This is a genomic window from Zobellia uliginosa (assembly GCF_900156625.1).
Taxonomy (GTDB): domain Bacteria; phylum Bacteroidota; class Bacteroidia; order Flavobacteriales; family Flavobacteriaceae; genus Zobellia; species Zobellia uliginosa.
Genome location: NZ_FTOB01000004.1, coordinates 550,922 through 576,309, shown reverse-complemented (window position 1 = coordinate 576,309; position 25,388 = coordinate 550,922). Strand labels below are relative to the sequence as shown.

Annotated in this window: 25 protein-coding genes and 1 other RNA gene; 14 read left to right on the top strand and 12 right to left on the bottom strand. The window is 43.0% G+C overall.

The genetic code is table 11. From position 1 onward, the window contains the following. Positions 1 to 9: 9 nt before the first annotated feature. Together BW980_RS15050 and ppgK are read left to right on the top strand one after the other, a co-directional pair. A complete protein-coding gene (locus BW980_RS15050) occupies positions 10 to 1,485 on the top strand; it encodes a sulfatase (protein WP_076456004.1) in 1,476 nt (491 codons plus the stop codon). An 80-nt stretch (positions 1,486 to 1,565) separates the two neighbouring features. Beyond that, positions 1,566 to 2,315 (top strand): polyphosphate--glucose phosphotransferase, encoded by a 750-nt coding sequence (ppgK, locus tag BW980_RS15045; RefSeq protein WP_076456003.1) that lies wholly within the window; start codon positions 1,566 to 1,568, stop codon positions 2,313 to 2,315. A gap of 34 nt (positions 2,316 to 2,349) precedes the next feature. On the opposite strand, the gene BW980_RS15040 is transcribed toward ppgK, so the two are convergent. From BW980_RS15040 to BW980_RS15025, 4 genes are all read right to left on the bottom strand, one after another. Next, positions 2,350 to 3,261: a hypothetical protein gene (locus BW980_RS15040; protein WP_076456002.1), complete on the bottom strand. Its 912-nt coding sequence runs from the start codon at positions 3,259 to 3,261 to the stop codon at positions 2,350 to 2,352. 99 nt (positions 3,262 to 3,360) lie between these two features. Next, positions 3,361 to 5,160: a translational GTPase TypA gene (gene typA / locus BW980_RS15035; RefSeq protein ID WP_076456001.1), complete on the bottom strand. Its 1,800-nt coding sequence runs from the start codon at positions 5,158 to 5,160 to the stop codon at positions 3,361 to 3,363. A gap of 190 nt (positions 5,161 to 5,350) precedes the next feature. Next, on the bottom strand, positions 5,351 to 5,890 hold the full coding sequence (locus BW980_RS15030) for a hypothetical protein (protein ID WP_076456000.1): 540 nt from the start codon (positions 5,888 to 5,890) through the stop codon (positions 5,351 to 5,353). Positions 5,891 to 6,001: 111 nt separating this feature from the next. Further along, a complete protein-coding gene (locus BW980_RS15025) occupies positions 6,002 to 6,568 on the bottom strand; it encodes a DUF3575 domain-containing protein (protein ID WP_076455999.1) in 567 nt (188 codons plus the stop codon). Between the two features lie 83 nt (positions 6,569 to 6,651). Between BW980_RS15025 and kdsA the strand changes: the two genes are divergently transcribed. Next, complete coding sequence (kdsA, locus tag BW980_RS15020; RefSeq protein ID WP_076455998.1) at positions 6,652 to 7,473, top strand: 3-deoxy-8-phosphooctulonate synthase; 822 nt, start codon at positions 6,652 to 6,654, stop codon at positions 7,471 to 7,473. A 14-nt stretch (positions 7,474 to 7,487) separates the two neighbouring features. Here the strand turns inward: kdsA and BW980_RS15015 are convergent, their stop codons facing one another. Beyond that, a complete protein-coding gene (locus BW980_RS15015) occupies positions 7,488 to 8,489 on the bottom strand; it encodes a helix-turn-helix domain-containing protein (protein WP_076455997.1) in 1,002 nt (333 codons plus the stop codon). Positions 8,490 to 8,558: 69 nt separating this feature from the next. On the opposite strand from BW980_RS15015, the gene BW980_RS15010 reads away from it, so the two are divergent. The 5 genes from BW980_RS15010 to BW980_RS14990 all read left to right on the top strand — a co-directional run bounded on the left by BW980_RS15010 (position 8,559) and on the right by BW980_RS14990 (position 13,973). Next, on the top strand, positions 8,559 to 10,904 hold the full coding sequence (locus tag BW980_RS15010) for a TonB-dependent receptor (protein WP_076455996.1): 2,346 nt from the start codon (positions 8,559 to 8,561) through the stop codon (positions 10,902 to 10,904). Between the two features lie 89 nt (positions 10,905 to 10,993). Next, a complete protein-coding gene (locus BW980_RS15005; RefSeq protein ID WP_076456286.1) occupies positions 10,994 to 11,743 on the top strand; it encodes a DUF4198 domain-containing protein in 750 nt (249 codons plus the stop codon). Next, positions 11,740 to 12,072, top strand: a complete 333-nt coding sequence (locus BW980_RS15000; RefSeq protein ID WP_076455995.1) for a hypothetical protein — start codon at positions 11,740 to 11,742, stop codon at positions 12,070 to 12,072. Before BW980_RS15005 ends, BW980_RS15000 begins: the two co-directional genes overlap by 4 nt. Before the next feature lie 3 nt (positions 12,073 to 12,075). Beyond that, on the top strand, positions 12,076 to 12,378 hold the full coding sequence (locus tag BW980_RS14995) for a hypothetical protein (protein ID WP_076455994.1): 303 nt from the start codon (positions 12,076 to 12,078) through the stop codon (positions 12,376 to 12,378). Positions 12,379 to 12,383: 5 nt separating this feature from the next. Further along, the gene (locus tag BW980_RS14990; protein WP_076455993.1) at positions 12,384 to 13,973 is read left to right on the top strand and encodes a PepSY-associated TM helix domain-containing protein; all 1,590 of its coding nucleotides are present in this window, start codon (positions 12,384 to 12,386) and stop codon (positions 13,971 to 13,973) included. Here the strand turns inward: BW980_RS14990 and BW980_RS14985 are convergent, their stop codons facing one another. Then, on the bottom strand, positions 13,974 to 14,333 hold the full coding sequence (locus BW980_RS14985; protein WP_076455992.1) for a DUF1801 domain-containing protein: 360 nt from the start codon (positions 14,331 to 14,333) through the stop codon (positions 13,974 to 13,976). Between the two features lie 78 nt (positions 14,334 to 14,411). Between BW980_RS14985 and BW980_RS14980 the strand changes: the two genes are divergently transcribed. Then, a complete protein-coding gene (locus BW980_RS14980) occupies positions 14,412 to 15,083 on the top strand; it encodes a DUF1361 domain-containing protein (RefSeq protein ID WP_076455991.1) in 672 nt (223 codons plus the stop codon). A 68-nt stretch (positions 15,084 to 15,151) separates the two neighbouring features. Continuing rightward, on the top strand, positions 15,152 to 16,264 hold the full coding sequence (locus BW980_RS14975; protein ID WP_076455990.1) for an Sb-PDE family phosphodiesterase: 1,113 nt from the start codon (positions 15,152 to 15,154) through the stop codon (positions 16,262 to 16,264). A 32-nt stretch (positions 16,265 to 16,296) separates the two neighbouring features. On the opposite strand, the gene BW980_RS14970 is transcribed toward BW980_RS14975, so the two are convergent. Both BW980_RS14970 and BW980_RS14965 read right to left on the bottom strand, forming a co-directional pair. Beyond that, entirely contained in the window at positions 16,297 to 16,521 is a 225-nt protein-coding gene (locus tag BW980_RS14970) for a hypothetical protein (RefSeq protein ID WP_139327699.1), read from the bottom strand. A gap of 81 nt (positions 16,522 to 16,602) precedes the next feature. Beyond that, entirely contained in the window at positions 16,603 to 17,802 is a 1,200-nt protein-coding gene (locus BW980_RS14965) for an NAD(P)-dependent oxidoreductase (RefSeq protein ID WP_076456285.1), read from the bottom strand. Between the two features lie 373 nt (positions 17,803 to 18,175). Between BW980_RS14965 and ssrA the strand changes: the two genes are divergently transcribed. The 3 genes from ssrA to BW980_RS14945 all read left to right on the top strand — a co-directional run bounded on the left by ssrA (position 18,176) and on the right by BW980_RS14945 (position 19,786). Next, positions 18,176 to 18,574, top strand: a transfer-messenger RNA (tmRNA) gene (gene ssrA, locus BW980_RS14955). A gap of 190 nt (positions 18,575 to 18,764) precedes the next feature. Continuing rightward, positions 18,765 to 19,316: a collagen-like protein gene (locus BW980_RS22950; protein ID WP_139327698.1), complete on the top strand. Its 552-nt coding sequence runs from the start codon at positions 18,765 to 18,767 to the stop codon at positions 19,314 to 19,316. Between the two features lie 248 nt (positions 19,317 to 19,564). Continuing rightward, the gene (locus BW980_RS14945) at positions 19,565 to 19,786 is read left to right on the top strand and encodes a hypothetical protein (RefSeq protein ID WP_139327697.1); all 222 of its coding nucleotides are present in this window, start codon (positions 19,565 to 19,567) and stop codon (positions 19,784 to 19,786) included. 278 nt (positions 19,787 to 20,064) lie between these two features. Here the strand turns inward: BW980_RS14945 and BW980_RS14940 are convergent, their stop codons facing one another. From BW980_RS14940 to BW980_RS22180, 3 genes are read right to left on the bottom strand one after another with little or no spacing between them, the layout of a single operon-like run. After that, on the bottom strand, positions 20,065 to 21,261 hold the full coding sequence (locus tag BW980_RS14940; protein ID WP_076455985.1) for a DUF3137 domain-containing protein: 1,197 nt from the start codon (positions 21,259 to 21,261) through the stop codon (positions 20,065 to 20,067). Between the two features lie 4 nt (positions 21,262 to 21,265). Next, on the bottom strand, positions 21,266 to 21,778 hold the full coding sequence (locus BW980_RS14935; RefSeq protein WP_083690492.1) for a LemA family protein: 513 nt from the start codon (positions 21,776 to 21,778) through the stop codon (positions 21,266 to 21,268). Between the two features lie 7 nt (positions 21,779 to 21,785). Next, the gene (locus BW980_RS22180; protein WP_139327696.1) at positions 21,786 to 22,562 is read right to left on the bottom strand and encodes a hypothetical protein; all 777 of its coding nucleotides are present in this window, start codon (positions 22,560 to 22,562) and stop codon (positions 21,786 to 21,788) included. Between the two features lie 434 nt (positions 22,563 to 22,996). Here BW980_RS22180 and BW980_RS14930 point away from each other — a divergent pair, with 434 nt between their 5' ends. After that, positions 22,997 to 23,668, top strand: a complete 672-nt coding sequence (locus BW980_RS14930) for a collagen-like triple helix repeat-containing protein (RefSeq protein WP_076455984.1) — start codon at positions 22,997 to 22,999, stop codon at positions 23,666 to 23,668. 443 nt (positions 23,669 to 24,111) lie between these two features. On the opposite strand, the gene BW980_RS14925 is transcribed toward BW980_RS14930, so the two are convergent. Then, positions 24,112 to 25,368, bottom strand: coding sequence for a PepSY-associated TM helix domain-containing protein (locus BW980_RS14925; RefSeq protein WP_076455983.1), 1,257 nt, complete (start codon positions 25,366 to 25,368; stop codon positions 24,112 to 24,114). Positions 25,369 to 25,388 lie beyond the last annotated feature (20 nt).

Genomic DNA, 25,388 nt, shown 5'->3' with positions numbered 1-25,388 from the left:
CCCGTTCAAATGTTCAGATATTTTTCCGCCCTGTATCTCTTATTGGGCCTTACCAACTTATCGGCCCAAACCCAAGACAGACCCAATGTATTGTTTATTTGCGTTGACGACCTCCGCACCGAACTGGGCGCCTACGGAAAGCACTATGTAAAATCGCCCCATATAGATGCCTTGGCCAAAACCGGGGCCCTATTTACCAACCACTATGTTCAAGTACCTACCTGCGGCGCATCGAGGCACGCTATACTTACGGGTATGCGTCCCTCAAAACCCATCCACCTATCGAACAACTCCATTGTTGAGGAAATTTCGGGCCAACCTGAAAAGGAGACTCCCGAAACCTTTATCCATAGATTCAAACAAGACGGATACCATACCGTAGGAATCGGAAAGATCAGCCATTCGGCAGACGGACTCGTATATGGCTACGAAGCGCAACCTTCGGAACAGAGGGAACTCCCCCATAGCTGGAGTGAACTTCTTTTTGACCCGGGCAAATGGAAAACCGGCTGGAATTCCTTTTTTGCCTATGCGAACGGAGAGAACAGGCAAAGCCTAAAAAAACAGGTAAAACCTTACGAAGCCGGTGAAACGGATGACCAAGGCTATCCCGATGGCCTAACGGCCGATCTTGCCATTTCAAAATTGAAGGAATTAAAAAAGAAGGGGCAACCCTTTTTTATGGGCGTAGGTTTTTTCAAGCCCCACCTTCCTTTTAATGCCCCCAAAAAATATTGGGACCTTTATGATGAAAACAGAATTCCCTTGTCCCCAAACCCGGACACTCCTAAAAACATCAACTTAAAAAGCCTGCACGGCAGCGGGGAGTTCAACCAATACGCCCTTGGCGAAGAAAAGGCAGGCCTCGATACACAGGTATCGGATGCCTATGCGCGAAAACTAAGACACGGCTACCTAGCGTCCATTAGCTATATAGATGCACAAATCGGTAAACTCTATCAAGAATTGAAGGCCTTGGAACTCGACCAAAATACCATTATCGTTATCTGGGGCGACCACGGTTGGCATTTGGGAGACCAACGGGTTTGGGGCAAACACACCCTTTTTGAAAACGCCCTGAAAAGCACGCTCATCATTAACTCCCCCCTACGCCAACACAAAGCGAAAAAAGTCCGTGCCATAGTCGAAAGTGTGGACGTCTATCCTACCCTTTTGGATATGTGCGGCATCGACCAAATAAAACCCACCGATGGCGAAAGTTTTGAAAAACATATGAAATATAACATTCCCGATACCGAGGAGGTTGCCTATAGCTATTTCAAGAACGGGATCTCAATGCGCACCAAAGACTATAGGCTGACCAAGTATTTCAGGAAAGACCAACCTATCATTGAACTATATGATCACCATAAGGCCAATGCCATAGAAAATAAAAATATAGCCGATGAAAAGCCCGAGATCGTAAAAAAATTGATGCCACTTTTGAACGTAGGCGATACCGGACTGTACAATGCTTCCGAATAAAACGGTTACACGGCCCGATCCTTCGATTACTCTCGAAACTTTTTGTTACTTTGCCCTCAAATAATCTAAAAAAACAAATAATGGAAGTTCTTGGTATAGATGTAGGTGGTTCGGGCATAAAAGGTGCCTTAGTGAACATAGAAACCGGCAAATTGGTTTCTAAACGCCATCGTATACCTACGCCTGTCGGGCGCAAGCCGGAAGACATGGCCAGCGTTATCGCTCAAATCGTAACGCATTTCGATTATAAAGGAAAAGTAGGTTGCGGTTTTCCGACCGTAATCAAAAAAGGAATCTGTAAATCGCCCGGAAACCTACATAAAAGTTGGTTAAACGTCAATGTTGAAAAACTCTTCGAAGAAAAAACCGGATTGGATTTTACCGTAGTAAACGATGCCGATATTGCGGGCTATGCCTGTATGAACTACGGTATAGGAAAAGGCATGGAAGGCTTGGTCATTATGATCACCATTGGTACCGGCCTTGGTAGCGGTGCTTTTTTAGACGGCAGGTTGATCCCTAATTTTGAACTAGGGCAAATTCCTTATAAAAAATACAAAAAAATAGAGCTTTGGGCCGCAGGATCGGCCAAAGACCGAGAAGGACTATCCTATAAAAAATGGGGAAAGCGTTTCAACAAGTTCTTAAAATATGTTGAATTACTGGTAGCTCCCGACACCATTCTTATCGGTGGGGGCGCGTCTAAGGATTTTGACCAGTTCAGGGAGTGCATAACGATAGAAACTCCGGTCATTCCTGCAGAGTTGCAGAACCATGCCGGTATTATAGGTGCGGCCGCCGCAGCCTTTCACACGGTGCCCAAGCACTAAATTGCACAACCTTTCGGATAAAAAAAGGCCTTGATCAAAGGCCTTTTATAATTTTTGCATCTTCCGGAACCTCGAAGAAGTCCTTGTCGATATCCTTTACAAAATGGATATCGGTGATATCGATTTGAGTGATATATTCGCCGGGCATACCTCCTTTAACCGTCCAATGGGTCTTGAGTTCCTTAGGCAACAATACCCCACTTACATTGACCAACTCCCCTACTTCCATGAATTTTTCAGGATTGTGACCGCCATCCTTAAAATAGGCCGGATAGGAAACGATATAGCGATTGGCCGTCAACAAATGTGTTTCTTTATCGAACTGTAAAATATAATAGTCATCGGGAGCATCGCCCGTACCTTCGGCGAAAGTCACTTTTACCACCTCGTTCACTTTGTCCTTATACTTTGTTTCGGGCAGCAACTCTAGGTGCACTCCCTCTCCATCCAACACAAACGGATGTCCAAAAAGATAAAGGGGCGTCAGTGCCCAAAATCGGGTATCATAGGCAAAGGCCGTAGAGTCTTTAGCCTGTACCCAAGCGGTGGCCCCATCCCAACCGAATTTTGCGGTGCTATCGACGGCACTGGTATGCACCGCCTTATTGCGCCATACATCTACCACCTGATAACTATCGCGTTGTGTACTCCCGTCTAAGGGCTGGTAATTAAAACGGAAGGCCAAAGCCCCGTTGCCGTACCAGTTTTTGAGTCCGCCATGGGCTTCCATAGCCGCCCAGACCACTTTGCCCGCGTCTGTTTTTTCAAGTTTGGCCTTAGCCTTTTCCACACGCTTGTTGACCCAAGCTTCGGGTATGGTATAATCGACCGCCTTTTCTTCCTTGGCCGTATCTACGATTTCCTTCTTGGCTTTCGGTTTCTCATTACAGGCCGATAACAAAAGGCCCGCCAATAAAAATCCTGCTATTCGAATATTTAATTTCATAGACATTGTTTTAGATTAAAAGCTATAGTCGCCCAAATTTACCCCTCCTTTCAAAAAGGGCAAAAAAAAAGCCCTGAACAACAATTCAGGGCTTTCGTATTATGCAATTTTATTTCTTTTCCGATCAACTTCCTTCAGATATATTTTTCTGAGTCGCAGAAAGTTCGGCGTTACCTCAACATACTCATCTTTCTGAATATATTCCAAGGCCTCCTCCAATGAGAATTTGATAGCAGGAACAATCTTAGCCTTATCATCGGCACCTGATGAACGTACGTTGGAAAGTTTTTTGGTCTTTGTAATGTTCACCGTCATATCATCTCCACGGGAATTCTCACCAATAACCTGTCCTTCGTAAATATCTTCACCCGGATCAACGAAAAACTTACCACGATCCTGAAGTTTATCGATAGAATAAGGAATAGCTTTTCCGTTCTCCATAGAAACCAAAGAACCGTTCTGACGTTGTGGAATATCACCCTTCATCGGTTGGTACTCTAAAAATCGGTGGGCCATAATAGCTTCACCTGCAGTAGCGGTCAACAATTGGTTACGAAGACCGATGATACCTCTTGATGGAATCAAGAACTCACAGACCATACGTTCGCCTTTCGCTTCCATACTGGTCATTTCACCCTTACGCATAGAAACCATTTCTACAGCTTTTCCAGAAACTGCTTCCGGTAGATCTATAGTAAGAGATTCAACCGGCTCACATTTAACACCATCGATTTCTTTAATGATAACCTGTGGCTGACCGATTTGAAGTTCGTAACCTTCACGTCTCATAGTCTCGATCAATACGGAAAGGTGCAATACCCCTCGACCGAAGACCAAAAATTTATCGGCACTATCGGTCTCGTTTACACGCAAGGCCAAGTTCTTTTCAAGTTCTCGCTCCAAGCGCTCCTTGATGTGTCTTGAAGTTACGAATTTACCATCCTTACCAAAAAATGGGCTGTCGTTAATGGTAAACAACATACTCATCGTTGGCTCATCGATAGCAATGGTCTTTAAGCCTTCAGGGTTTTCTATATCGGCAACGGTATCACCGATTTCAAAACCTTCAATACCCGTAATCGCACAGATATCACCGGTTGCGACTTCCTGAACCTTAAGCCTTCCCAGTCCTTCAAAGGTAAAAAGCTCTTTTACTTTTGATTTTACGATAGACCCATCCCTTTTAACCAAGGCAATTTGCTGTCCTTCTTTCAAGCTACCCCTTTGTAATCTTCCGATGGCGATACGGCCCGTAAAGGAAGAGAAATCCAAAGATGTAATCAACATTTGCGTATTTCCCTCGTTTGGCTCAAAAGTAGGAATATGCTCAATGACCATATCGAGAAGCGGTTCGATGTTTTCAGTCTCATTCTGCCAATCGTCACTCATCCAGTTATTCTTTGCCGAACCGTAAACGGTAGGGAAATCTAACTGCCATTCTTCCGCACCCAATTCGAACATAAGGTCAAATACCTTTTCGTGAACTTCTTCCGGAGTACAGTTTTCTTTATCTACTTTATTGATTACCACACAAGGTTTCAGACCTAGGTCAATAGCCTTTTGCAATACAAAACGCGTTTGGGGCATAGGGCCTTCAAAAGCATCTACCAACAATAGCACACCATCGGCCATGTTGAGAACACGCTCTACTTCACCACCAAAATCGGCGTGACCAGGGGTATCGATTATATTGATCTTGGTACCTTTATAAACTACGGAAACGTTCTTTGAAGTAATGGTAATACCACGTTCGCGTTCCAAATCGTTATTATCCAAAATTAGGTCTCCTGTGTTTTGGTTCTCGCGAAACAATTGACAGTGATACATAATTTTATCTACCAAGGTTGTTTTACCGTGGTCTACGTGTGCGATGATCGCAATGTTTTTAGTTATTGACATATGTAATTATTTAATAGCAGTCCGCCGCTATTTTGAGCGTGCAAAGATACTGCTATTTTTCTGCGCATAACACAAACTTATGTTATTTTTATCTTGTTGATTTCTAGCAAGTTCGACCCAAATACGCTCAAAAGCTTTAGGCACTGCCCTTTTCAAGGTAAAAAGGGGGTGTAAAAAAGTGGAATGCCGATCAACGCCGTTTTCCAAACGCCCAACCCACACGTGCCGCCAATAACAAGGCCAAACCATTTTCATTCTGAGTTTCAGAATACCCCAAACCACCTTCCAAACGATAGAAAAACCCTCGTTTATAGGTACGTTGAATTCCATAAACCGGCCCTACGGCAAGAATACTTTCGGACAAGGTTAAATCGCCAATAAAAGGATTTTGGTCTTGATATGCCATTAATACAGCAATATAGTTTCCTGAATTACCAGAAATATTTTTCCCTTTATCTAAACGCCTGTCCATGTTGTAATAATAACGGAACTGCCCTCTTAGAATGGGATAAATACCAAATTCGGTCTCGCAACCGGTACAACCTCTTAAACCAAATCCCGAAACAAACTCCACAGTAGCTGTTGTATTCCTACCCAATCCTTTCTCATAAAGGATGGCGGGCATGGGCAATCCTAACTGAATTTGATGGTTTTCTACATTTTTTTGGTGCTGTGCGTTTGCAAAAATTGTAAAAACGAAAAAAACGACTACGATATTGATGGTTTTCATAAGATGTTCAGCTATGATTTAAGTGCAAACAAGCATCAAATATCAGACCTAAAATAGATTTTTCCTAAACAATTTGTAAGAAAACAAAATTACAGCCTTGTTAAAATGACATCAACGCCCTACACACCATCGTTTTTCACTAATAATCCAGCCAATACTTAAGTTGGCTACAGGATAAACCCCACCTTCAAACTGCCCTGAATAGTAGGCTGCACCAACATCTACGGAAAAATTAAAACCAGAATCATAACTGCGCTGCAAACCTGTCACCAACCCCGCATAACCAAAAGCTCCTTTTACTTTTTCTTCATTAATTGTTCGAGAAGCAGGAAAAAAAACCGCTACAGCAGGTGCTACATAATTTGCAGAGTTACCATAAATCTGTCTTCTGTTTTGTTGCCTTTTTTCAAAGTTGTAGTAATACCGATACTGACCAGCGACGGCAGGGAAAAAACCTAATTCTTCGTAAACATTGGACCGTAACGGATCTAAACCCACTTGCATTCCTGCCTTAACATCAAAAGTAGTGTTCGTGCCAAGTGCCATTTCATACTCAAAACCAGGGTTTAAAAGATTGACTTTCATTTGTCTCAATTCACAATTTTTGCCGAATTGGGCATTGGCTTGGCAAATAAGTAATAGCAGTAAAAACAAGGGTAGGCATTGTTTAAGATACATGTAGATCTGGTTTTTATACAATCTTATGTAAAGACAACAGTTAGCCCCATAAAATAGTATCTTTGCTTAAAAATATTCGACGAATGGACTTATCCTTAATTCCTCAAATAAAACATACTGATAGCAATAACTTTTTTTTACTTGCTGGCCCTTGTGCCATAGAAGGTGAAGATATGGCACTGCGCATTGCAGAACATGTCGTAACAATTACCAGCGATTTAAAAATCCCATACGTATTTAAAGGCAGTTTCAAAAAAGCAAATAGAAGCAGGCTTGACTCTTTTACAGGTATTGGGGATGAAAAAGCTTTAAGGATATTAAAGAAAGTTTCTGAAACTTTTCAAGTACCTACGGTTACCGATATTCATACGGAACAAGATGCCGTTATGGCTGCTGAATACGTAGATGTATTACAAATTCCTGCTTTTTTAGCCCGACAAACGGATTTAGTAGTTGCCGCTGCGAATACAGGAAAAACCGTGAATATCAAAAAAGGACAATTCATGAGTCCGGAGAGCATGAAACACGCGGTTAATAAAGTTACCGAAACAGGTAACCAACAAGCTATTATTACCGATCGTGGCACCATGTTCGGCTATCAAGATATGATCGTTGATTTTAGGGGAGTACCTACCATGAAACAATTTGCCCCTGTTGTGCTGGATGTAACCCATTCCTTACAACAACCAAACCAATCTTCAGGAGTAACGGGTGGTAGACCTTCATTAATAGGTACCATGGCAAGAGCAGGAATTGCAGCTGGGGTAGATGGGCTTTTTATAGAAACTCACTTTGATTGCGCCAATGCAAAAAGTGATGGTGCCAATATGCTAGATTTAGGGCTAATGAAAAAATTGTTGACCGATTTGACAGCTATTAGAAAAACGATAAACGGCTTGCAGTAGATACAACAGTTGACCTAAACTACATTCTTGTATTGCTTGGGAGTCTTTCCGAAATGACGTTTAAAGGCCGCGCAGAAATGCGTAGCGTTTTTATACCCTACCTCTTCGGCTACCTCATAGACCAGAAGTTCGGTATTATCTAAAAGCATCTGTGCCTTTTCCATTTTTTTGGTGTGGAAATAGACCGTGACCGAAGCCCCGAAAATCCGTTTGAAATCGGCCTTCAAACTTTGGCCGTTCAACCCGAAAGTGATGCACAGTTCCTGTACCGAAAAGTTTTTGTGGAGGTTGTTTTCCAAATACCGCTTCACCGCATAAATTTTTTTTAGGGACTCTCCCAACCTTGGGGTTTCAGGAAGGGAGCGAAATCGGGTGTAATTGTTGAACTGTTCGGCCAATAATTCCAAAACCTTCGCTTTTAGAAAAAGCCTATCGGCCGGCCCCTTTATTTGATGTGACTCCAACACCTTTAAAGTCGCCTGTATACTAGGCGTAATGGGCACCATACGCACCTTGTCCCGAAACACCATAAACGCTTCATCCTTTAAAAATTCATTATCCTCTAAAAACGATCGGGACAACAAAACCACTATTTCTTTGTAATTCTTGTTTCCGGCAATACGCACAAAACCTTCAAAATTTCGAAAGCAGGTCATATAACAGTCATGACCTTCTTGGTAGAAATCTTCATGCCCTGTAACTTCCGAAAAGATCTTTTGTCCTTTTAACAAAAACGAAAGACGTATGCCTTTTCCATTTTGCTTCGGATAGCAGATAATATCTTTTATGAATTTACAACGCGCAGTGACCACCGAAAAGTCGGGAAAGGTTTTACAGCTTATCCGCCCCACACCAAACTCAGCCTTGATATGAGCCTTCCAAAGATGAACACCACACACCGTACACCCCTCTTTATCCCCGGTCAGATAAGCCGCCATCTTAGCCTCCGAATCGAGGTTTTTCGGTAAAATCTCACAGTTGGCAAATCGCGTCTTTTTTTCTCCATTTGGCGTCATTCCTTATAGCATTTCACAACTTACATTTGCATCAAATTTATTTAGACTAAATTTAAATAGCAATATTTTATGAAAAAGATTTACATGCTCCAATTATTCCTCACCCTAACCTTTGGAGCATTTGCCCAGACCGGTTCCCTAGAGGGAACCCTAGGCGTGAGCGACGGAAATCCCTTGCCCTATGCCCATGTGATGCTCGTAAAAACAAACTACGGCACTACATCTGACATTAACGGTCATTTTGTTCTAAAAAACATCCCTTCAGGAAGCTATACTTTGAAGATATCGGAACTCGGCTACCAAACCTTCAAAAAGAACATTTCGATACAAGCGAACACGACGACTTCCTTGCCAAAAATCGTTTTGGAAGAATTGATAGAGTCATTGGACGAGGTAGTGGTCAACGGTAACGGCAATAACAAATACGTCAACCGCGAACCTTCCACTTCATTGCGATTAAAAACCGAACTCGCCAAACTACCGCAAAATATACAGGTCATTAACTCCGACTTACTAAAAGACCAACAGGCCACCAATATCATGGAAGGCGTAACCAGAAATGTCAGCGGTGTGACCATGATCGAACACTGGGGACATTTTGCCCGTGTCAATATGAGGGGGTTTCGTTTACCCGCATTCAGGAACGGCATTAACGTTCAGGACACTTGGGGACCTTTATCGGAAGACATGAATACGGTAGACCGTATAGAATTTGTAAAAGGCCCCGCCGGTTTTATGATGTCGGCCGGCGAGCCTGGCGGATTTTACAATGTAGTCACCAAAAAGCCCACTGCCAACAAAATTGCCGAGTTATCATTTACTGCCGGAAGTTTTGACAACTACCGCGGAACGATCGACCTAGGAGGCAAACTGACCGACGACGAAAAACTATTGTTCCGTTTAAACGGCATGTACCAAACTTCCGATTCGCACCGAGGGAATGAAGATGCATCACGCTATGGTATAGCGCCCTCGTTAAGCTACCGCTTTTCCGACAAAACCATTATTACCACCGAACTGAACCTACAACAGGCGGAAAGTTTTATCGGGTCGTCTTACGTCTTTGCCCCTACCCCAGATGGTTATGCAAGCCTTGACCGCGACTTTAAGTATACCGATAACAATTATCCGGTAACCGACATTCAAGAAGTAACCTTCTTCACCAACCTAAGTCATAGCCTATCGGACCATTGGACCATAGAAAGTCAATTTGCCTATTTGCGTTATGACCAAGAAGGAAATTCCTTTTGGATAAGGGATATAGCGGAGAATGGTGATGTCCATCGATACATCAGCCTTTGGGACGCCCTCTCCACCGGCAAATACTTTCAGGCCTACCTTTATGGCGATTTTAAAACAGGGGCCATAAACCACTCGGTTCTAGGGGGCTTCGATTATACCCAAAAACATTACCTAGCCGATTTTTACCAAGCTTTCGATATCGACACGGCTACACCTTTCAATATCTACAACCCGGTTTATGACAATACCCCATCGCCCAGTTTTGACCGCTCATTGGCCTTACAAAACAGAAATGGCGGGCAACCCTATATGTATGGGGCGATCACAAAGGCCTATTATGCCCAAGATGAAATCGGGTTTCTCGATAACCGAATTCGCCTGACCCTTGCCGGAAGATATACCCAACTGGCCACCGAAGGCAAAGACGAACAAGACGAAAAATTCACCCCTCGGGCCGGAATAAGCATCGACATTCTACCATCACTTGCCGTATACGGCCTTTACGACCAATCTTTTATCGGCCAAAGCGGGGTGAGCTTTGCCGGCGAAACCTTTGACCCCGTAGATGCCATTGATATTGAAGGGGGACTTAAAAAGTCGTTTTTTGACGGAAGGCTAAAAACCTCGCTAGGGGCCTACCAAATAACCAAACAAAATGTATTGGTCGGCGACCCGGAAAACCCCAATTTCTCCATTCAACTCGGCAAGATACAATCCAAGGGAATCGAATTTGACCTTCAAGGCCAAGTAAGCCCCGAACTGAACGTGGTGCTCAATTACGCCAATACCAATGTTGAAATAACGGAAGACACCAACACCGACAACATCGGTAAGAGAATGGCCGGCCATGCCAAGCACGTGACCAATGGCTGGTTGAACTACCAGTTCAATCCCTCTTCTTCCCTAAAGGGCTTCGGTATTTCACTGGGTTACCAGTACCAAGTTGACCGCTCGTCATGGTCATGGGGTGCTGACAACCAAACCGACTTGCCCGATTACTTCAGATTAGACGGGGCACTATCGTGGAAAAACAACAAATTGAAGGTTCAACTGAACATCAACAACCTATTGGACGAATATCTGTATTCCGGTTCTAACTACGGCAGCTATCTGTACTGGCAATCAGAGCCCGGTATCAATGGACGCCTTACGGTAACCTACAAGCTTTTTTGAGTTGAGTTAGTTTGTTTGCAGTGCCCTTGAACGTCATTTTCGTCAAGGGCACTTTATCCCTTTTTCCAGTAACCTTTAATCCCTATAAAATGAAAAAAATCATCACCTTACTCGTATTGTTTTTATCGACCTCCCCTATCTTTTCGCACTATTTATGGATTGAAGCCGCACCACAGGGGCAATTGAACCAAGAGCACCAGATAAAAGTGCGTTTCGGGGAATACACCTATGGTGTGATCGAAAAAGTTGAAGGAGACGCCTTTAAGGGCGTCAGCAACTTTAGCTTATGGCTTATCTCTCCCGACGGCACCAAAACCGCCCTACCGGTTTCTGCCAAAGACGACTTTTACGCGGCCAGTTTTACCCCTAGCCAAAAAGGCACCTACACCTTGGCATTGGACAATAAGGATATGAAGGTATTGGACTTTACCCAGTACGATTTCGGCATATTCAAACCACAATATCACGCCAAGGCCAAAGTTGTTGTGGGCGATCGACCCGCTGCTATTGCCAAAACCAATATAGACGGTATTGAAATTATAGATGTCAGTCCTGATTCCTTTGGGGTTTCGAAGGAAGTCAGCCTTCAATTGCTTTTCAAGGGCAAGCCCTTGGCCAAAAACGAAGTAAGCGTCTTTGTCTCCGACCTATGGTCAAAAAAACTGAGCACGGACAAAGACGGAAAGATTTCATTTCAACTGCCATGGCCTACAAAATATACGGTCGAGGCAACCTATAACGAAACCGTACCCGGAACGTACAAAGAACTTGATTACGAATTCATTTGGCATTGTGCCACCTATTGTATTCCCCTAAAAAACAATAGCCAAAAACTATGATCACTTTATTGAGTCTACTCTTTTTTCTAGGTTTTTTTCAATTGTACGCCTCTTCCGAAAGGATGCCCCACAACCAACAAATGTTGGGAATCACATGGGTACAACAACACAAGTTGACCGCTAAGACCGTGGGAAGTTCCCTTGTGGTTCTTTCCCTTCTTCTTACGGGCATCCAATACGGTTGGGGGGCAGGACTTTTACTTGGATCGATCATGTTGATGACCATTGGAAGCCTTACCATATGCATCACCCCCTTACGGGTCATCGGAAGGTGGGGCATGCTGGCCTTGTTTTCAATTTCATTCAGCCTAGAATTACTAATCTTTTAACCCATGCCGGCAAACCCCAAATATCTCACTACATCAAAATGGCAGCGATTCGCCAAGATAAGCGCTGCCATTCTAGGTGGCTATCTTGTTTCCGTATCGATTCATTTATCCTTGGCCGCATGGCTCGACCGGGCCACCGTGCTTATTACCGGTAGCTATACCATATTCCTGTTATGGACGGCCTTGATGATCTTGTCCTTTTTGGCCAAGAACGGCTGGAAGTTATGGGGATTATACCTCATCGTTATTCTTATTTGCGGTATTGCCATCTACATTGGGCAGTCGCTTTATCCCCTAACCTCATAAAATTTATGGGCCAAAGAACTTACAACATTTTACTTCACACCCATACGGTAAGCGGCATAGTTATCAGTGTAGCGCTTTACGTCATTTTTTTCGCGGGGTCCTTTTCCTTTTTCAGGGACGAGATCGCCAATTGGCAACGCGGCCATAAAGTAAGTGTCAAAGACGAAATATCGGTACCCATAGGCCCCGTTCTCGACAGTCTGGCCTCGGAAAGGACTTTACTCGGCAGGGATATTGAATTTCGGCACTATTACAACGAACGCAAAATAAGCGTAAACCTAGGGGCTTCAAAAGACACCCTGTTGTCTGAGACCGAAAGGGCCAGGGCATTTTTTTATTTAGACACCCATGATCTGGGCACAACGGATTATATCGGCAATTATTCATTAGGTGAATTCTTGTACCGCCTGCATTTCTTTGCCCAAATCCCCTATCCCTTCGGGTATTACCTTTCAGGGTTTGTGGCTTTCTTTTTTCTCTTTGCCATCGTTACGGGCATAATCGTACACTGGAAAAAAATCATTCCGAACTTTTATCTTTTCAGGCCATGGACCAAAATGAAAACGCTGTGGACCGACGCCCATACCGCCCTTGGTGTCATTGGCCTTCCCTTTCAACTGGTCTATGCGGTAACCGGGGCCTTTTTTATGCTAAAGCTCATAGTAGTGGCCCCCAGTGTACTCACCCTCTATAAGGGAGACCAAACAAAAATGTACGAGGAACTCGAATACAGCCACCCCGTATTTGAAGCCGACCATAAACCCTTACAGTTCATTCCGAATATTGATGGCTTCGTAGCCAAGACCCAAGAGAAATGGAAGGATTTCAAGGTCACCGAAGTACATATTTTCAACTATGGCGACACCAACATGCAGGTTTCGATAAACGGGCAAATGGACTATAAGAGTAAACTAAACGGCGTGGGCCACATTATTTTCAAAGTCCTTGACGGAAGCAGTACGGTTGTCAAAGACCCCATGGGCACAAGCTCGTATCTAGACGGGGTAAAGAACATGCTCTTCAGGCTTCATTTTGGCGACTATGCCGGCTATGGCCTAAGGGTGATTTCATTTATTTTAGGGTTGGTTTCCTGTTTTGTGATCATCTCGGGAGTTTTAATATGGCTTACGGCCCGCGACAAAAAGAACGTTCCGGAAAAGAAAAGACGTTTTAACGAAGGCGTGGTACGCTACTATTTGGCCATTTGCCTAAGTATGTACCCTATAACCGCCTTCACTTTTATTATGGTAAAGGCCTTTAATGCCGAGGGAAAAACAATGATCTATTACTGCTATTTCTTAGGATGGTTGCTTTTATCGGTTTATTTTATCTTAAGGAAAAACAACGGCCTCACCCATAGGTATTGTTTATTATGGGGAAGCATTTTAGGCTTCTTTGTTCCTATAAGCAACGGTATGGTTTCGGGCAACTGGCCCTGGGTAGCCATGGCCGAGGGAAAGCATGATATCTTACTAGTCGATTTACTATGGGTTTTCCTGTCGGCCGCAGGGCTATGGGTCTATATGAAATCACTACAAAAACCCAAAAAAGTCCGTCTCAAAAAAGCTAAAACCAATACCATTGCGGTAAATTGATCACTTATAAAATTTAGCGTTGCGTACGGCATATGCTTCCTTTAGGACTTCCGTAAGCACGGAATCGTTTATACTTTCCAACGAGGTATAGCGCAAGGACTTCATGACTTTGCGCCCCTCGGTAACCATATGTTCTTGATGAACGGTCAGGTGGGCCGCCTTCCAAAACCCCAGATCAATATAATTTTTACTTTGGTTCAAATAACAAAAGGGACTTCCATTGATGTAATAGAAGGGAATTTTATATTTGAACTTTAAATCGGCATCGGGAACAGTTCGCTCTATGACCGATTGCAAATGCAACAAAATACCCCTAAAAGGTTCCGGTTGATCGAGGATATAGTTTTCTGCAGGGTTCATGGGCCAAAATTCGTAGTATCAACAACAAATATAGTTCGTTCCCGTTCTATAACATAGACCAAATCCCTTTTTTGTCCCATGATTCCCAGCGCTTTAAAAAACAATCTATTCCACAAAAAACTCCTCTTATTGACCGCATTGGGTACGGCACTTTTAGCCCTAAGGGTATATTGGACCCAATCTATCGACTTTACCTTTTTGTTGTGGAACCTTTTTTTGGCGCTCGTTCCCCTTTTTTTATCGAAGCAATTCCTGTTCAACGTACAGGTACAAAAGTCGAGGGCCTTACGAATTGTCATCTTGTTCCTATGGGTGCTTTTCTTGCCCAACAGCCCCTATATCATTACCGACTTTGTGCATTTAGACTCCGCTAGGCCTACCTTTTGGCTTGACCTTTTGTTGTTTTTTGTTTTTTCGCTAAACGGATTGATATTAGGGGTGCTCTCTATGATGGACGTTTTTAGCTATCTGAGAAAGAGGAACCACCCCGTTCTGGCCAACGGCATTCTACTCTTTGTGAGCTTGCTGAGCGGTTACGGTATTTTTCTAGGCCGCTTTCTGCGTTTTAACTCGTGGGACATTGTGACCAAGCCCTTGGTCTTGGCCGAAAGCCTTTTCAACTCCTTGTTCTTAGTCGATGCCTGGTTATGGATATTTGGTTTCGGAAGTTTTATTTGGGTCTCGTTCTGGGCGCTCAAACCATTTTTACGGGGTCACGGCACCTTAACCATAAACAACCCGAAAATTTAAGTTTACTTAATACCAGAGGTAATAGGACGCGATTCTTGTTGTATATTTTAGCAACATAAATCCACACCATGAAAAAACTGGCCCTTGTAGTCCTTCTGATCACGTTTCAACAAAGCTATTCGCAAACACATTCGCACGCCGGGGCAAAACCCATGAGCTACCCGGATATAGAAGGTTACAAAACCCTAAAGACCGATTTGCACCAGCATACCGTTTTTTCGGATGGAAAGGTGTGGCCGACCATTCGCGTACAGGAAGCCCTAAGGGAAAACCTAGATGCCATATCACTGACCGAACACTTGGAATACCAGCCCCATAAAGAAGATATTCCACACCCCGACCGGAACCGTTCTTACGCCCTGGCCCTGGCCGAAGCCAAATCACACAAGCTATTGATCGTACATGGTTCCGAAATTACCCGTTCGGCTCCCGTAGGCCATAACAATGCGATCTTTATAAAGGATGCCAACCAATTGAATGTAGACAAGGCCGAAAAAGCCTTTTCAGAAGCCAAAAAACAAGAGGCCTTTGTCTTTTGGAACCACCCTGCGTGGTACGCCCAAAGTCCTAAAGGAACCCCAATCTTAAGCGACTTTCAGAAAAAACGCATCAAGAAGGGCGAACTACATGGCATTGAGGTCATAAATACCGTAGATTATTCGGAGGAGGCCCTGACCTTGGCCCTAGAGAACGACCTGACCATTATGGGCACCAGTGATATTCACGGGATCATTGATTGGGACTATACCGAAAAAGGAAACCACAGGCCCATTACCTTGGTCTTTGCCCAAGACAAAACCATGGAAGGTTTAAAGGAAGCCCTATTCGCCGGCAGAACCGTTGCCGTTTACAACGACCTTATGGTGGGCAAGGCCGAATTTCTAAAGCCTTTATTACAGAAAAGTATAGCGATCGTTAAAGCGGAATACCGTGCAAAATCGCAAGTACTGGAACTTCAGTTAAAAAACATCAGCAGCAGCGACCTGCTTTTTGAGAACCAAATGGCATATAGCTTTTACGACAGTTCACCAGTGTTTGAAGTACCGGCAGGTGAAACCAAGCGATTGCTGGTAAAAACCTTGGAAACCAAAACCGAGATCGTTTTAAAGCTGAAGGCCTTGGGTTGTTTTATCGCACCGAGACAACAACCGATCATTGATTGGAAGATCGTCATCGATTAAGAACCTGATTATTTTTCGGGAGACATTGGGATTTATACTTTTCGCAAAGACCGCAATGGCGTATCGTCTGACAGGCTTACCTTTTTGGCCACTAGGTCTACATTGAAGTGAAAACAGGAAAAGTCGGAGCAAGCCTCCATATCGAAATTATCGATTAAGAACCTGATTATTTTTGGTCGAAATTCATATTCAAGCTCGATACATAGGCGGTGTAGTCTTTCATCGATCTCTCGCCCGGCAATCCAATTGAAGGTCATGTGTTTTGGTTTTAAACGCATGACAAGGTAGGCAATATTAACACTAAATTAACAAAAACGAAACCTTTTTTTAATCTTGGGTCAGTGCGACACGTAATCGGACAAATAGGCGTAACGCGCTGTAAGCTTTCCGTTTTTCGTCATTCTTGCCCGTTCTAAGACGCCATCTTTATCCCCATTGAAAAAGGCGGGAATCACGTTTTTTATAAATGCCTGCCCAAACCCTTCGCTAGCATCTTGTGGGATTTCGCAGGGCAAGTTATCAACGGCCATAACCGCTATGGCCGATTCGTTTTTAAAGTCGGTTTCAGACTCCGAAACGGGATCATAGCCATAGATGGGGTCCGCAATGGTCGAAGGTCTGATGGTGGTAGCCACGGGCCCATCGATATCGCAGCTTATATCGGCGACCACCTTTATTTTAAAATCGCTTCTCTTGGCCTCTTCACGGGTAAAAAGATAGGGTGCCCCCTGACCGTAAAAGTGTCCGGCTATAAAAAAATCGGAAACCTGTGCAAACCGGTAAAAGTTGCTTTTATACGCTTCGGGATTGGCGAAAAAATCGGCCTTATTGCCCCGTACCCCGTCTTTACGCCTGTTGTAATCGGAGGCATCTATCTGGCAATACACCGGCTCATTAAAAGTTTCTTCTAGGTATTGGGTAACGTTTACTTTTCTGATATTCATGGCATCGAGCATTTCCCGTGCGCCGTTGCCTACCCTGCCCCTACCCGTCAAGATGATCTTGATGTTGGGCAGCTGTATTTTTTTTAGTTCTTGGATCAGTTCTTGCTGATTGGCCAAGTTTTCGGCCTTAGGCAATTGATACAGGTCGTATTTGAGTCCGTATGTACGGAGTCCGTTATACGCCCCGACAATACCGGCATAGCGACCGAAGGCCACTAGGCGTTGTTCTTTGGCATTAGTAATGACCTCATGGTCGTAGAGTTCTATGTTCTTTTCGAGTACGGCCCGAAGCAAGTCTTTATTGTAGGGCTGTTGTTTGATGGTATGTGAAAAGAAAAAGTATTTTTTATTGGGAATCAAGTTGATGATGGGTACTTCCTTTACGCCCAGAAGCACGTCGCATTCTTCCATTTTGGAAGCTACCTCGATGCCTTGGGCCCTATAATCGTCATCGGAAAAAACGCGGATAGGTGAAGGTTCTACGACAATTTGGGCTTTGGGCTGTTGGGCCAGGACTTTTTGGCAGGCCTGGGGCGATAGTACCACACGGCGATCGGGCGGGTTTTTGCGCTCTCGAATGATTCCGAACTTCATGATCATGGGCTTTTATAACTTATAGGTCGACTGCGGTTTCAAATGTAACTTATGATTAGAGCCTATCAAAACTTTTTTTGGAATACTTTTTGGGGTATCTTTGCCGACCGTGGTGGTTTTTTCCCTAGTAGATTTTTGCGTTAGGGATAGTAGCGGTTACCCCACAGGTCCTATTGGCTTTTGCGAATTGGGCCGAGGAGTAAAAGCGGATAGCCCGCCCCTTTTGAGCCAAGAGCGAAAAAGGGAAACGCCACCGTTGAACTTCGCCGAGTATGACGAAGTAGTTCTTTGAAAAAGTAATTAAAAATAAGGTCCCGAAGTGAATTCGGGACGTAATTCGACTACGCAAATCGGAGATTTGCTGTCTCATTACGGGGCCGACTGGTTTTGACAGCGAGACCAATGGCATTGTAAGCATGTCGAGCGCTGGGGTACAGCTCGTTAATATCATACTTCACACTTTTAATTGGCGAAAATAATTACGCTCTTGCCGCTTAATCTGAATTATAGTAGGATTTAGCCTCGTTCCGACCAGGTCGGAAAGCGAGATGTCTCTGAACAGCCCTTGTTGGCGGCGGTTCATTTAGAGGCACCAGAAAAGTCAACATAAGGCCACTATTGCTTCGGTAGTGGCACCAAAACCTTAAGAAGCTAAGTGTATATTAGGCCGTTTCCGGTCAGGTATACATCGAAAACCAAGCGGAAACTAAACATGTAGAAAGCTCTGTTATTGCTTGTTTGGACGAGGGTTCGAATCCCTCCGGCTCCACAAAATAAAGCCACCTTCTGGGTGGCTTTTTTTGTTTCGCCTACGGGATATGAAGGCAAGCCTGCCATCTCGTCCCCGAAGCCTAGATTGTTTCTCCCAATAACCCATCCCTATTTTTTTCATCTACACGTTAACCTTTACCGCTTTTCTTGATTAATTGACAAAGAACAATTACGAATTAAACCATTTTATTATGAAAACTATGAAATTAAGTATGCTGTTATTTTTTGCTCTTGGAACTGTCCTTATTTCCTGTGACAAGGAAGGTCCCGAGGGCCCCATGGGACCTGAAGGTCCCCAAGGTGAACAGGGAGTGGCCGGATCTCAAGGGGAACAAGGCCCCCAAGGTGAATCCGGTGAAGATGGGAATGCCAATGTTTTATCTTCAGATTGGTTTGATGTTTCCTGGTCGTCTAGCCCCTCAACTTTTGGTTATCATGACCAAACCGCCATGGATATAACAGCCCAAGACTTAGAAGATTCGGTCATCCTTGTATATTTTGAAAATGCATCTTACGTTTACCCGCTTCCCATGGCTTGGTCAGCAACCTTAACAGTAAATTACGCTTTTCAAGCCGGGCGGATTAGAATTTATTTCAGGACGGAGACTAGTAGTACGCCGCCAGAAGGGCGGGCAAGGTATATTATTATACCCTCATCTACGGTGAGCAGCAAAGCGGAAAGCCTGAACTACTACAAAATGTCCTATCAAGAGGTAATGGACCACTTTGGGCTTAACTATTAGAGGCGGAATATCAACACACACGATAACCGGGGCGAAAGCCTCGGTTGTTTTTGGTATTGAAGGCTTTCCTGTTTTTAAAGGCTACACCTTCGCTAAAAAGGTCTACCAGACCTTTTTTTTAACGCTCGGGCGTCTCCGGCTCCACGACACTCAAGAAACCACGCCCAAAGGCGTGGTTTTGTGTTTTATGAAATGTCAAAACGAAGTTTTATAAATGAATAAAATACAAAACTGGAAGCGATAGCTTCGTGGTTTCTTATTTGCAACATTGGTCAGGAGGGAACACCGCAGGTAATCCTCCGGCTCCACAAAATAAAGCCACCAAATCAATACATGATTTTTCCGATGACCTGAACAAATCCGATGTAAACGGAACCATCGATAACGACCACTCCCAGGGCCTAAAGATGCCCTTTATCACTTCAATGGATTCTTTGAACAGCATCCGAAGACTAGAAAGAAATACTTAAAATGGAATACCTACAAAGACGAGGAATGGCTAAAATTATATGTATTAGCCGTCAAAAGAGTGGTCTAGGAGCAAGCCATTTAACTTCTGAATAACTTGAAATTGTGAATCGATATGGCCTTGTAAAAGATGGCTTTTTCCTAGAAAAATAGAAACAGGGCCGATGGACCTCTGCATATCCGAATCATATCAAAACTTGAAAAATGCATTTCTTAGCATATTTACGACCATCTCATGACTTTGTCCTCTCCCACATCAAAAGCTAACTTTTGCCCCTGGCTATACCTTTGTCCAGATTCGGTTACTGATATTCAGCTCGGTTATGAGGTTTTTGATTACGTTCAAGTCGTTATGGATATCTTCGATCGTATTCACTTGTATATCATCTTCACCGATAATGATATTTTCAAAGAAGTCTTTGCTCATGGGTGCTATCAAGTAAAGTTTTCCATCCTTTAAGGTCATCGACAAATCCCTTCCCAATCGTTTGTTGAGATTTTCTATAGCCTCTATAATCGAGGGACTTAAAACGTAGTATCCCATTTGGGTGTCTGATGCCTCTACGATATATTTTTTGTTTACAGACCTATTTTCAATACGCAGTCGTTTCAATTTCTTTGAAAAATTGAACATTTTTCTGGAAGCGAATTTCTTCTTGGTTCGAATATGTACGGTTCCTTCAAAATTCTTGTGGAAATCGGCATATAGGAAGAAGCCTTTGAAGTTCGTTTGAGTCCCGTAAAAAAAGGCTTTTTCGTCTACTTTAACATGGCCTCTGCCCTTTCCGAGGGATTGCCCATGGGAAACCGAATTCTTATCGCTAAAATCTAAATCACCAATAGAACCAAAAAAGTCTAAAAAACCCATAATAAAGTCTAAATTGGTTCTGAATGCAATGGCAAATATGAGTCCGATAACAGCCCAACCACCGGGTTTTATGCCTGTGGTCTTATAATAGAGCTCACAGAACTGAAATTCAACATTTTCGAGGTTTCCACTAAAATAGTCGTCCCCAAAAAACCAACGTTCCTTTAAGGACGAAAGCAGTGAAGGCGAAAAGAAATCCGATTCTAAAATATGCGCCTCATCTACAATACCATCAAACCTGTAGTCAAGATTGCTGTATTTCTCCGTGATTATCTCTGGTAAGATATCGAGTTTAAAATCTCTACGCAGTATTTCCGTATTCTTAAACCTGCCCAATTGTTTTTTATAGGAACTAATCAGGTAAAAGAAAAAAAACCACCCAATACAACTCGACCAAAACGAGAATTTTGCCATGCCGTACAAAAAACCGGAACCTACATGAAAAATAAAGAGAATAATGAAAATTACAAATGAAACCAAAGCCACCACAAAGGCCAACAGCGAAAAAAGCCCTAAAAAAGAAGCTCCTACCAAGCGTAATTTAGAGGGGGGTTTGATGTTGACCGCTTTGGCCCTTACGGCATCAAAGTGTTCGGAATAAGTAGTCATGAAATTATAAAATAGCGTTTAAGTCGGGATTTCTTCTTTCTTCTTCGTTGGCGATAATGGAAATATATTCTTCCTTAGAAAACCCGAATAATTTTGCCACAATGTTATTGGGAAAAACGGTAATGGAATCATTATAACTCAAAACCGCCCCGTTATAAGCTCTTTGGGAGGCCGAGATTTGCTCGGCATATTCGTTAATACTACGTTGGAGATGGATTACGGATTCGTTCGTTTTCAATTCGGGATAGTTTTCGACCGTAAGGTTAATGCCGCCAAGTAAATTAGACAATGCTTGTTCGGCCTCTAACTTTTCATTTCTATTCTTGCTGTTTTCTATCGCCGCGCGTAGTTCCGCTATTTTTTCGAATATTCCCTTCTCATGCGACATGTACTTTTTTAGAACCGCGACCAGGTTCGGCAAGGCTTCAAATCTCTTTTTTAACTGAACGTCAATATTCTTTAACGCAAAATCGATCTGGTTTTTGTTTTTAACAATCTTGTTATAGGTGAAAATCATACCTCTTTTATAATAAATATATTAATACCCAAATAATGAAGCTGTTCACGATGCCGTACAATACCAAGGCCAACCTGAACGGAAACTTCAAGGTTATAAAAGTGGCATTTACGATCTTGGCCCCTATTCCGTTCGTATCCATCTCCCCGGTTTCTTTATCCGATTCCACCTCATTGGCCATATCTTCCTTTACCAAAGCGGCCTGGGCCGACTTGCTCAAGAATATTTTCTTGAAAATAATATCGATCAACCAAGTAAAAGGCAGGGCAAACCATTTGATCCTTTTCGACAAAACCCCTTTTAAGGTCGGCCTTATCACATATAACGCCACCCCTTTAAAAACATCGGCAAAGGAATATTTTAACGCTACATTGTTCGTTCGCTGTTCTTTGAGTTTGTTCGCGTCATTATACACGTGTAATGCCGTATCCAATGTAATCGCATATACTTTTTCGAGATCCGATTTTATAGTACTAAAAAGGCGTATAACCGAAAATAGGATTACACTGGGCATTGTAACGACCAATGCTATTACAAAAAACAGAAAACCGGTAAACCAGTGATAGGTGCCATAAACCGTTAAAACCAACAACATGAGCAATACCGTAAGCAATACACTTCCTACTACCTTCGCTATATATAAGGGGAAAAAGACAGCATCTGAAACGGTCTCTACAAGTTCGTCTACTTCATATTTACTATAATCTAGACGTAAATCTTCTATTTTTTCACTACTCACTTCAAGACTACCCATAATATTGTATACATAAGAAAATCGCTTCAATAATAAAGCATATTTTCTACAAATAAAGTTGTAATATTCGATTCAATTCATCGTATACCATAACGACAATTCTAATATCTCAGTATATCCATCATTGATTATTGCGACTCCCCCCTTATATCAAGCCCCAAAAAACGCCTTACTAACACAAGGAGATTTTAAAAAGGAGACAATGGTCCCGATAGAGAAATGGCTCCAGAAATTTTGATTCAAAAAATTCAGTCCTGAAAATGAAGACATCGATGATCAACATAGGCAAGGGCCATACACTTGGCCCGAATGTAAAAGTTGCAGCCCAATCACAGCGCTACTTGAAGCATAAAACACCAGATAAGTATCCATCCACACTGCTTTTACGCCATTCTATACATAGAAGTCAAGGAACTGGTGATTTCCACCTATTTTCATGACATAAAGCATATAAAGATTATATTATGAAAATCAATTTAAAAATTACGCTGTTCCTACTCGTAGGAAGTGCCATTACCCTCATTGGGTGCTCTAAAGATGGTGAAACAGGGCCCCAGGGCGAACAAGGAATTCAGGGCATCGAAGGTGAACAGGGCACAAAAGGCGACCCAGGAAACGCGAACGTAGAACAATATAATTTTGTGGTGGCAACTGCGGATTGGAGTCCGAACCTTCACTTTGGGGCACAAAATATATATCGATATTATCAAGTTTCTACAGATAGTATCGGGGGGAGAGCCATAAGCCAGCTTTATGACGAAGGATATGCCATACTGGCCTATGCCCAACCTAATTACGCTTCCGAATCAGATAGAGAAACCGTAAAGAACCTTACAAAACTATTACCCTACACTACAATGGTCTCAACTTTAACGGATAAATTTGGTCTACTCATAGATCTGAATATCTCTAGCAATAGACTTTTATTGGCCAAAACCATAAATGGGTACGAGCCTGACCAAATTCCTGAGGAAGATATACCCACAACCATCAATTTCAGAATTGTACTCATAGAATCTTCAAATGCCATACCCAGTACCACTGCTAAATCCGACCTACTCGCGGACCTAAAATCTGCGGGAATAGATGTGGGCGATTACACTGCGGTGATGAAGCATTATGGAATAGCGTATTAGCGCAAAAAACACCCCGAAAAAATTAATTAAAGTTCAATTTTTACCTCACTAAAGGGCCTTATTGATTAATATCATATTTTTAATTCCATATGATGCTTAGCTTTGGGAATATCAAGATAGATGTGATATGAGAGGTAGTTCAAATACATTGATTTATGTGATTGCCGGCATAATTATACTTCATTTTGTCGTAGGCTTTATTTGGCTTATTTATAAAATGAACAAAAAGAAAGAGGATTAAATTCGATGTATTCGATTTCAACATAACACTTGGCCGAAGCCTTTCGATGGATCAGAACAACTCGCCTTTTTTTTTAGAGGTATTACAAAGGAAAAACCGAATTCGGCGAAAAACCCATTTTTAAAAACAAAAAGACCTTTCAAAGTATCCTGAAAGGTCTTTTCCGTTTGTATCTAAATTGAAAGAAGCCCCCTTGCCTATGTTACATTGCAGGCACCTTCTTTTTTCTAAAATAGGCCTTGACTTGGGTACCCATCCAAATCAGCAATAGGCTAAGCCCGAACAATGGAAACAAGAATCCCATAAAGATCAGTGCGATAACAACACCATAGCCCGCATTAAAGTTCTTTGATACTTTGGGCAGGCCCCAATGTCCCTTCCTTTTTCGCAGGCTATAGGAAACCAATGCGGAAATGCTCATAACCGCAAGTAAAAGTGCCACCAACAGCATCAAATACCAGTTCCATGCACCGAACTGGCCCTGATGGAATGCCATGACCCACATTCTACCCCTCATCAGCACGCCTACGTCGGCCCAAGTCTGTTTCAATACCGGTTCGCCACTAAATTGGTCGTAATGGTACTTGACCTGCTTTTCTAGGTCTCTATAATAGGTATTGGATATGCTATATACGCCCGTTTCACTTTTCGGAAAACCAATGCTCACCGTACCGGGTAGTTCCAATGTCCTTGCGGTTTCAACCATATCGTCTAAACTCACCTTCTTTGTACCCGTTTCGGATTTCAGTCCGATTCCCATCCAAGTATTGGGATATCCGGTCTGGGTTACGTCTTGCACCCATTTAAAATTACTGCCTACGACATCCGTCCACGGGAAGGCCCCGGCAAGTACCAAAAGTAAGAGGCCTGAAACCCAAAAGCCACTAATTGCGTGGACATCCCTAAAAAAAATGCGTTTACCTTCCTTTACCCTCGGAATAAAAAACGCCTTTAGTCCTTGGTTTCGGAAGGGCCAAAATACATACACCCCGGTCAAGATCAGCACGACCAGCCAACTTGCGATAAGCTCTACCACTTTGGTTCCGAAGCTCCCCATGAGCAGCTCACCATGCAATTTACGCACCTTATACATCAAGCCCTCATTGGCTTTTACGACACCTAAAACCTCGGCCCTATAAGGGTCTACGAACAGGCTTGTTTTATGCGAAAACCGCCCTGAAACGAATTCCGTTGCCTGATCGGGATTCATGGGGACTACCATGGCATTGGGCTTTTTTTCCATTCGCGCATTGGCCAATTCCCATTGTTTTTGATAGGAAATGGGTGTCCCTATGGCCTCTACGGTCGTAACGGGCGCTTGGATCGGTTTTTCATATTTGTCCTTAAAAAGGTAGATGCCCCCCGTAATGGATAGTACGACAATAAAGGGCAGGCTTATGAGTCCGGCAATGAAATGCCATCGCCATAACCATTGGTTCAACAATTTGTTCTTTTTCATCTTTGCTTTTATAAAAAATT

Coding starts and splice junctions, on each gene's coding strand:
- BW980_RS15050 (WP_076456004.1), top strand. CDS start 10: ATGTTCAGATATTTTTCCGCCCTGTATCTCTTATTGGGCCTTACCAAC.
- ppgK (WP_076456003.1), top strand. CDS start 1,566: ATGGAAGTTCTTGGTATAGATGTAGGTGGTTCGGGCATAAAAGGTGCC.
- BW980_RS15040 (WP_076456002.1), bottom strand. CDS start 3,261: ATGAAATTAAATATTCGAATAGCAGGATTTTTATTGGCGGGCCTTTTG.
- typA (WP_076456001.1), bottom strand. CDS start 5,160: ATGTCAATAACTAAAAACATTGCGATCATCGCACACGTAGACCACGGT.
- BW980_RS15030 (WP_076456000.1), bottom strand. CDS start 5,890: ATGAAAACCATCAATATCGTAGTCGTTTTTTTCGTTTTTACAATTTTT.
- BW980_RS15025 (WP_076455999.1), bottom strand. CDS start 6,568: ATGTATCTTAAACAATGCCTACCCTTGTTTTTACTGCTATTACTTATT.
- kdsA (WP_076455998.1), top strand. CDS start 6,652: ATGGACTTATCCTTAATTCCTCAAATAAAACATACTGATAGCAATAAC.
- BW980_RS15015 (WP_076455997.1), bottom strand. CDS start 8,489: ATGACGCCAAATGGAGAAAAAAAGACGCGATTTGCCAACTGTGAGATT.
- BW980_RS15010 (WP_076455996.1), top strand. CDS start 8,559: ATGAAAAAGATTTACATGCTCCAATTATTCCTCACCCTAACCTTTGGA.
- BW980_RS15005 (WP_076456286.1), top strand. CDS start 10,994: ATGAAAAAAATCATCACCTTACTCGTATTGTTTTTATCGACCTCCCCT.
- BW980_RS15000 (WP_076455995.1), top strand. CDS start 11,740: ATGATCACTTTATTGAGTCTACTCTTTTTTCTAGGTTTTTTTCAATTG.
- BW980_RS14995 (WP_076455994.1), top strand. CDS start 12,076: ATGCCGGCAAACCCCAAATATCTCACTACATCAAAATGGCAGCGATTC.
- BW980_RS14990 (WP_076455993.1), top strand. CDS start 12,384: ATGGGCCAAAGAACTTACAACATTTTACTTCACACCCATACGGTAAGC.
- BW980_RS14985 (WP_076455992.1), bottom strand. CDS start 14,333: ATGAACCCTGCAGAAAACTATATCCTCGATCAACCGGAACCTTTTAGG.
- BW980_RS14980 (WP_076455991.1), top strand. CDS start 14,412: ATGATTCCCAGCGCTTTAAAAAACAATCTATTCCACAAAAAACTCCTC.
- BW980_RS14975 (WP_076455990.1), top strand. CDS start 15,152: ATGAAAAAACTGGCCCTTGTAGTCCTTCTGATCACGTTTCAACAAAGC.
- BW980_RS14970 (WP_139327699.1), bottom strand. CDS start 16,521: ATGACCTTCAATTGGATTGCCGGGCGAGAGATCGATGAAAGACTACAC.
- BW980_RS14965 (WP_076456285.1), bottom strand. CDS start 17,802: ATGAAGTTCGGAATCATTCGAGAGCGCAAAAACCCGCCCGATCGCCGT.
- BW980_RS22950 (WP_139327698.1), top strand. CDS start 18,765: ATGAAAACTATGAAATTAAGTATGCTGTTATTTTTTGCTCTTGGAACT.
- BW980_RS14940 (WP_076455985.1), bottom strand. CDS start 21,261: ATGACTACTTATTCCGAACACTTTGATGCCGTAAGGGCCAAAGCGGTC.
- BW980_RS14935 (WP_083690492.1), bottom strand. CDS start 21,778: ATGATTTTCACCTATAACAAGATTGTTAAAAACAAAAACCAGATCGAT.
- BW980_RS14930 (WP_076455984.1), top strand. CDS start 22,997: ATGAAAATCAATTTAAAAATTACGCTGTTCCTACTCGTAGGAAGTGCC.
- BW980_RS14925 (WP_076455983.1), bottom strand. CDS start 25,368: ATGAAAAAGAACAAATTGTTGAACCAATGGTTATGGCGATGGCATTTC.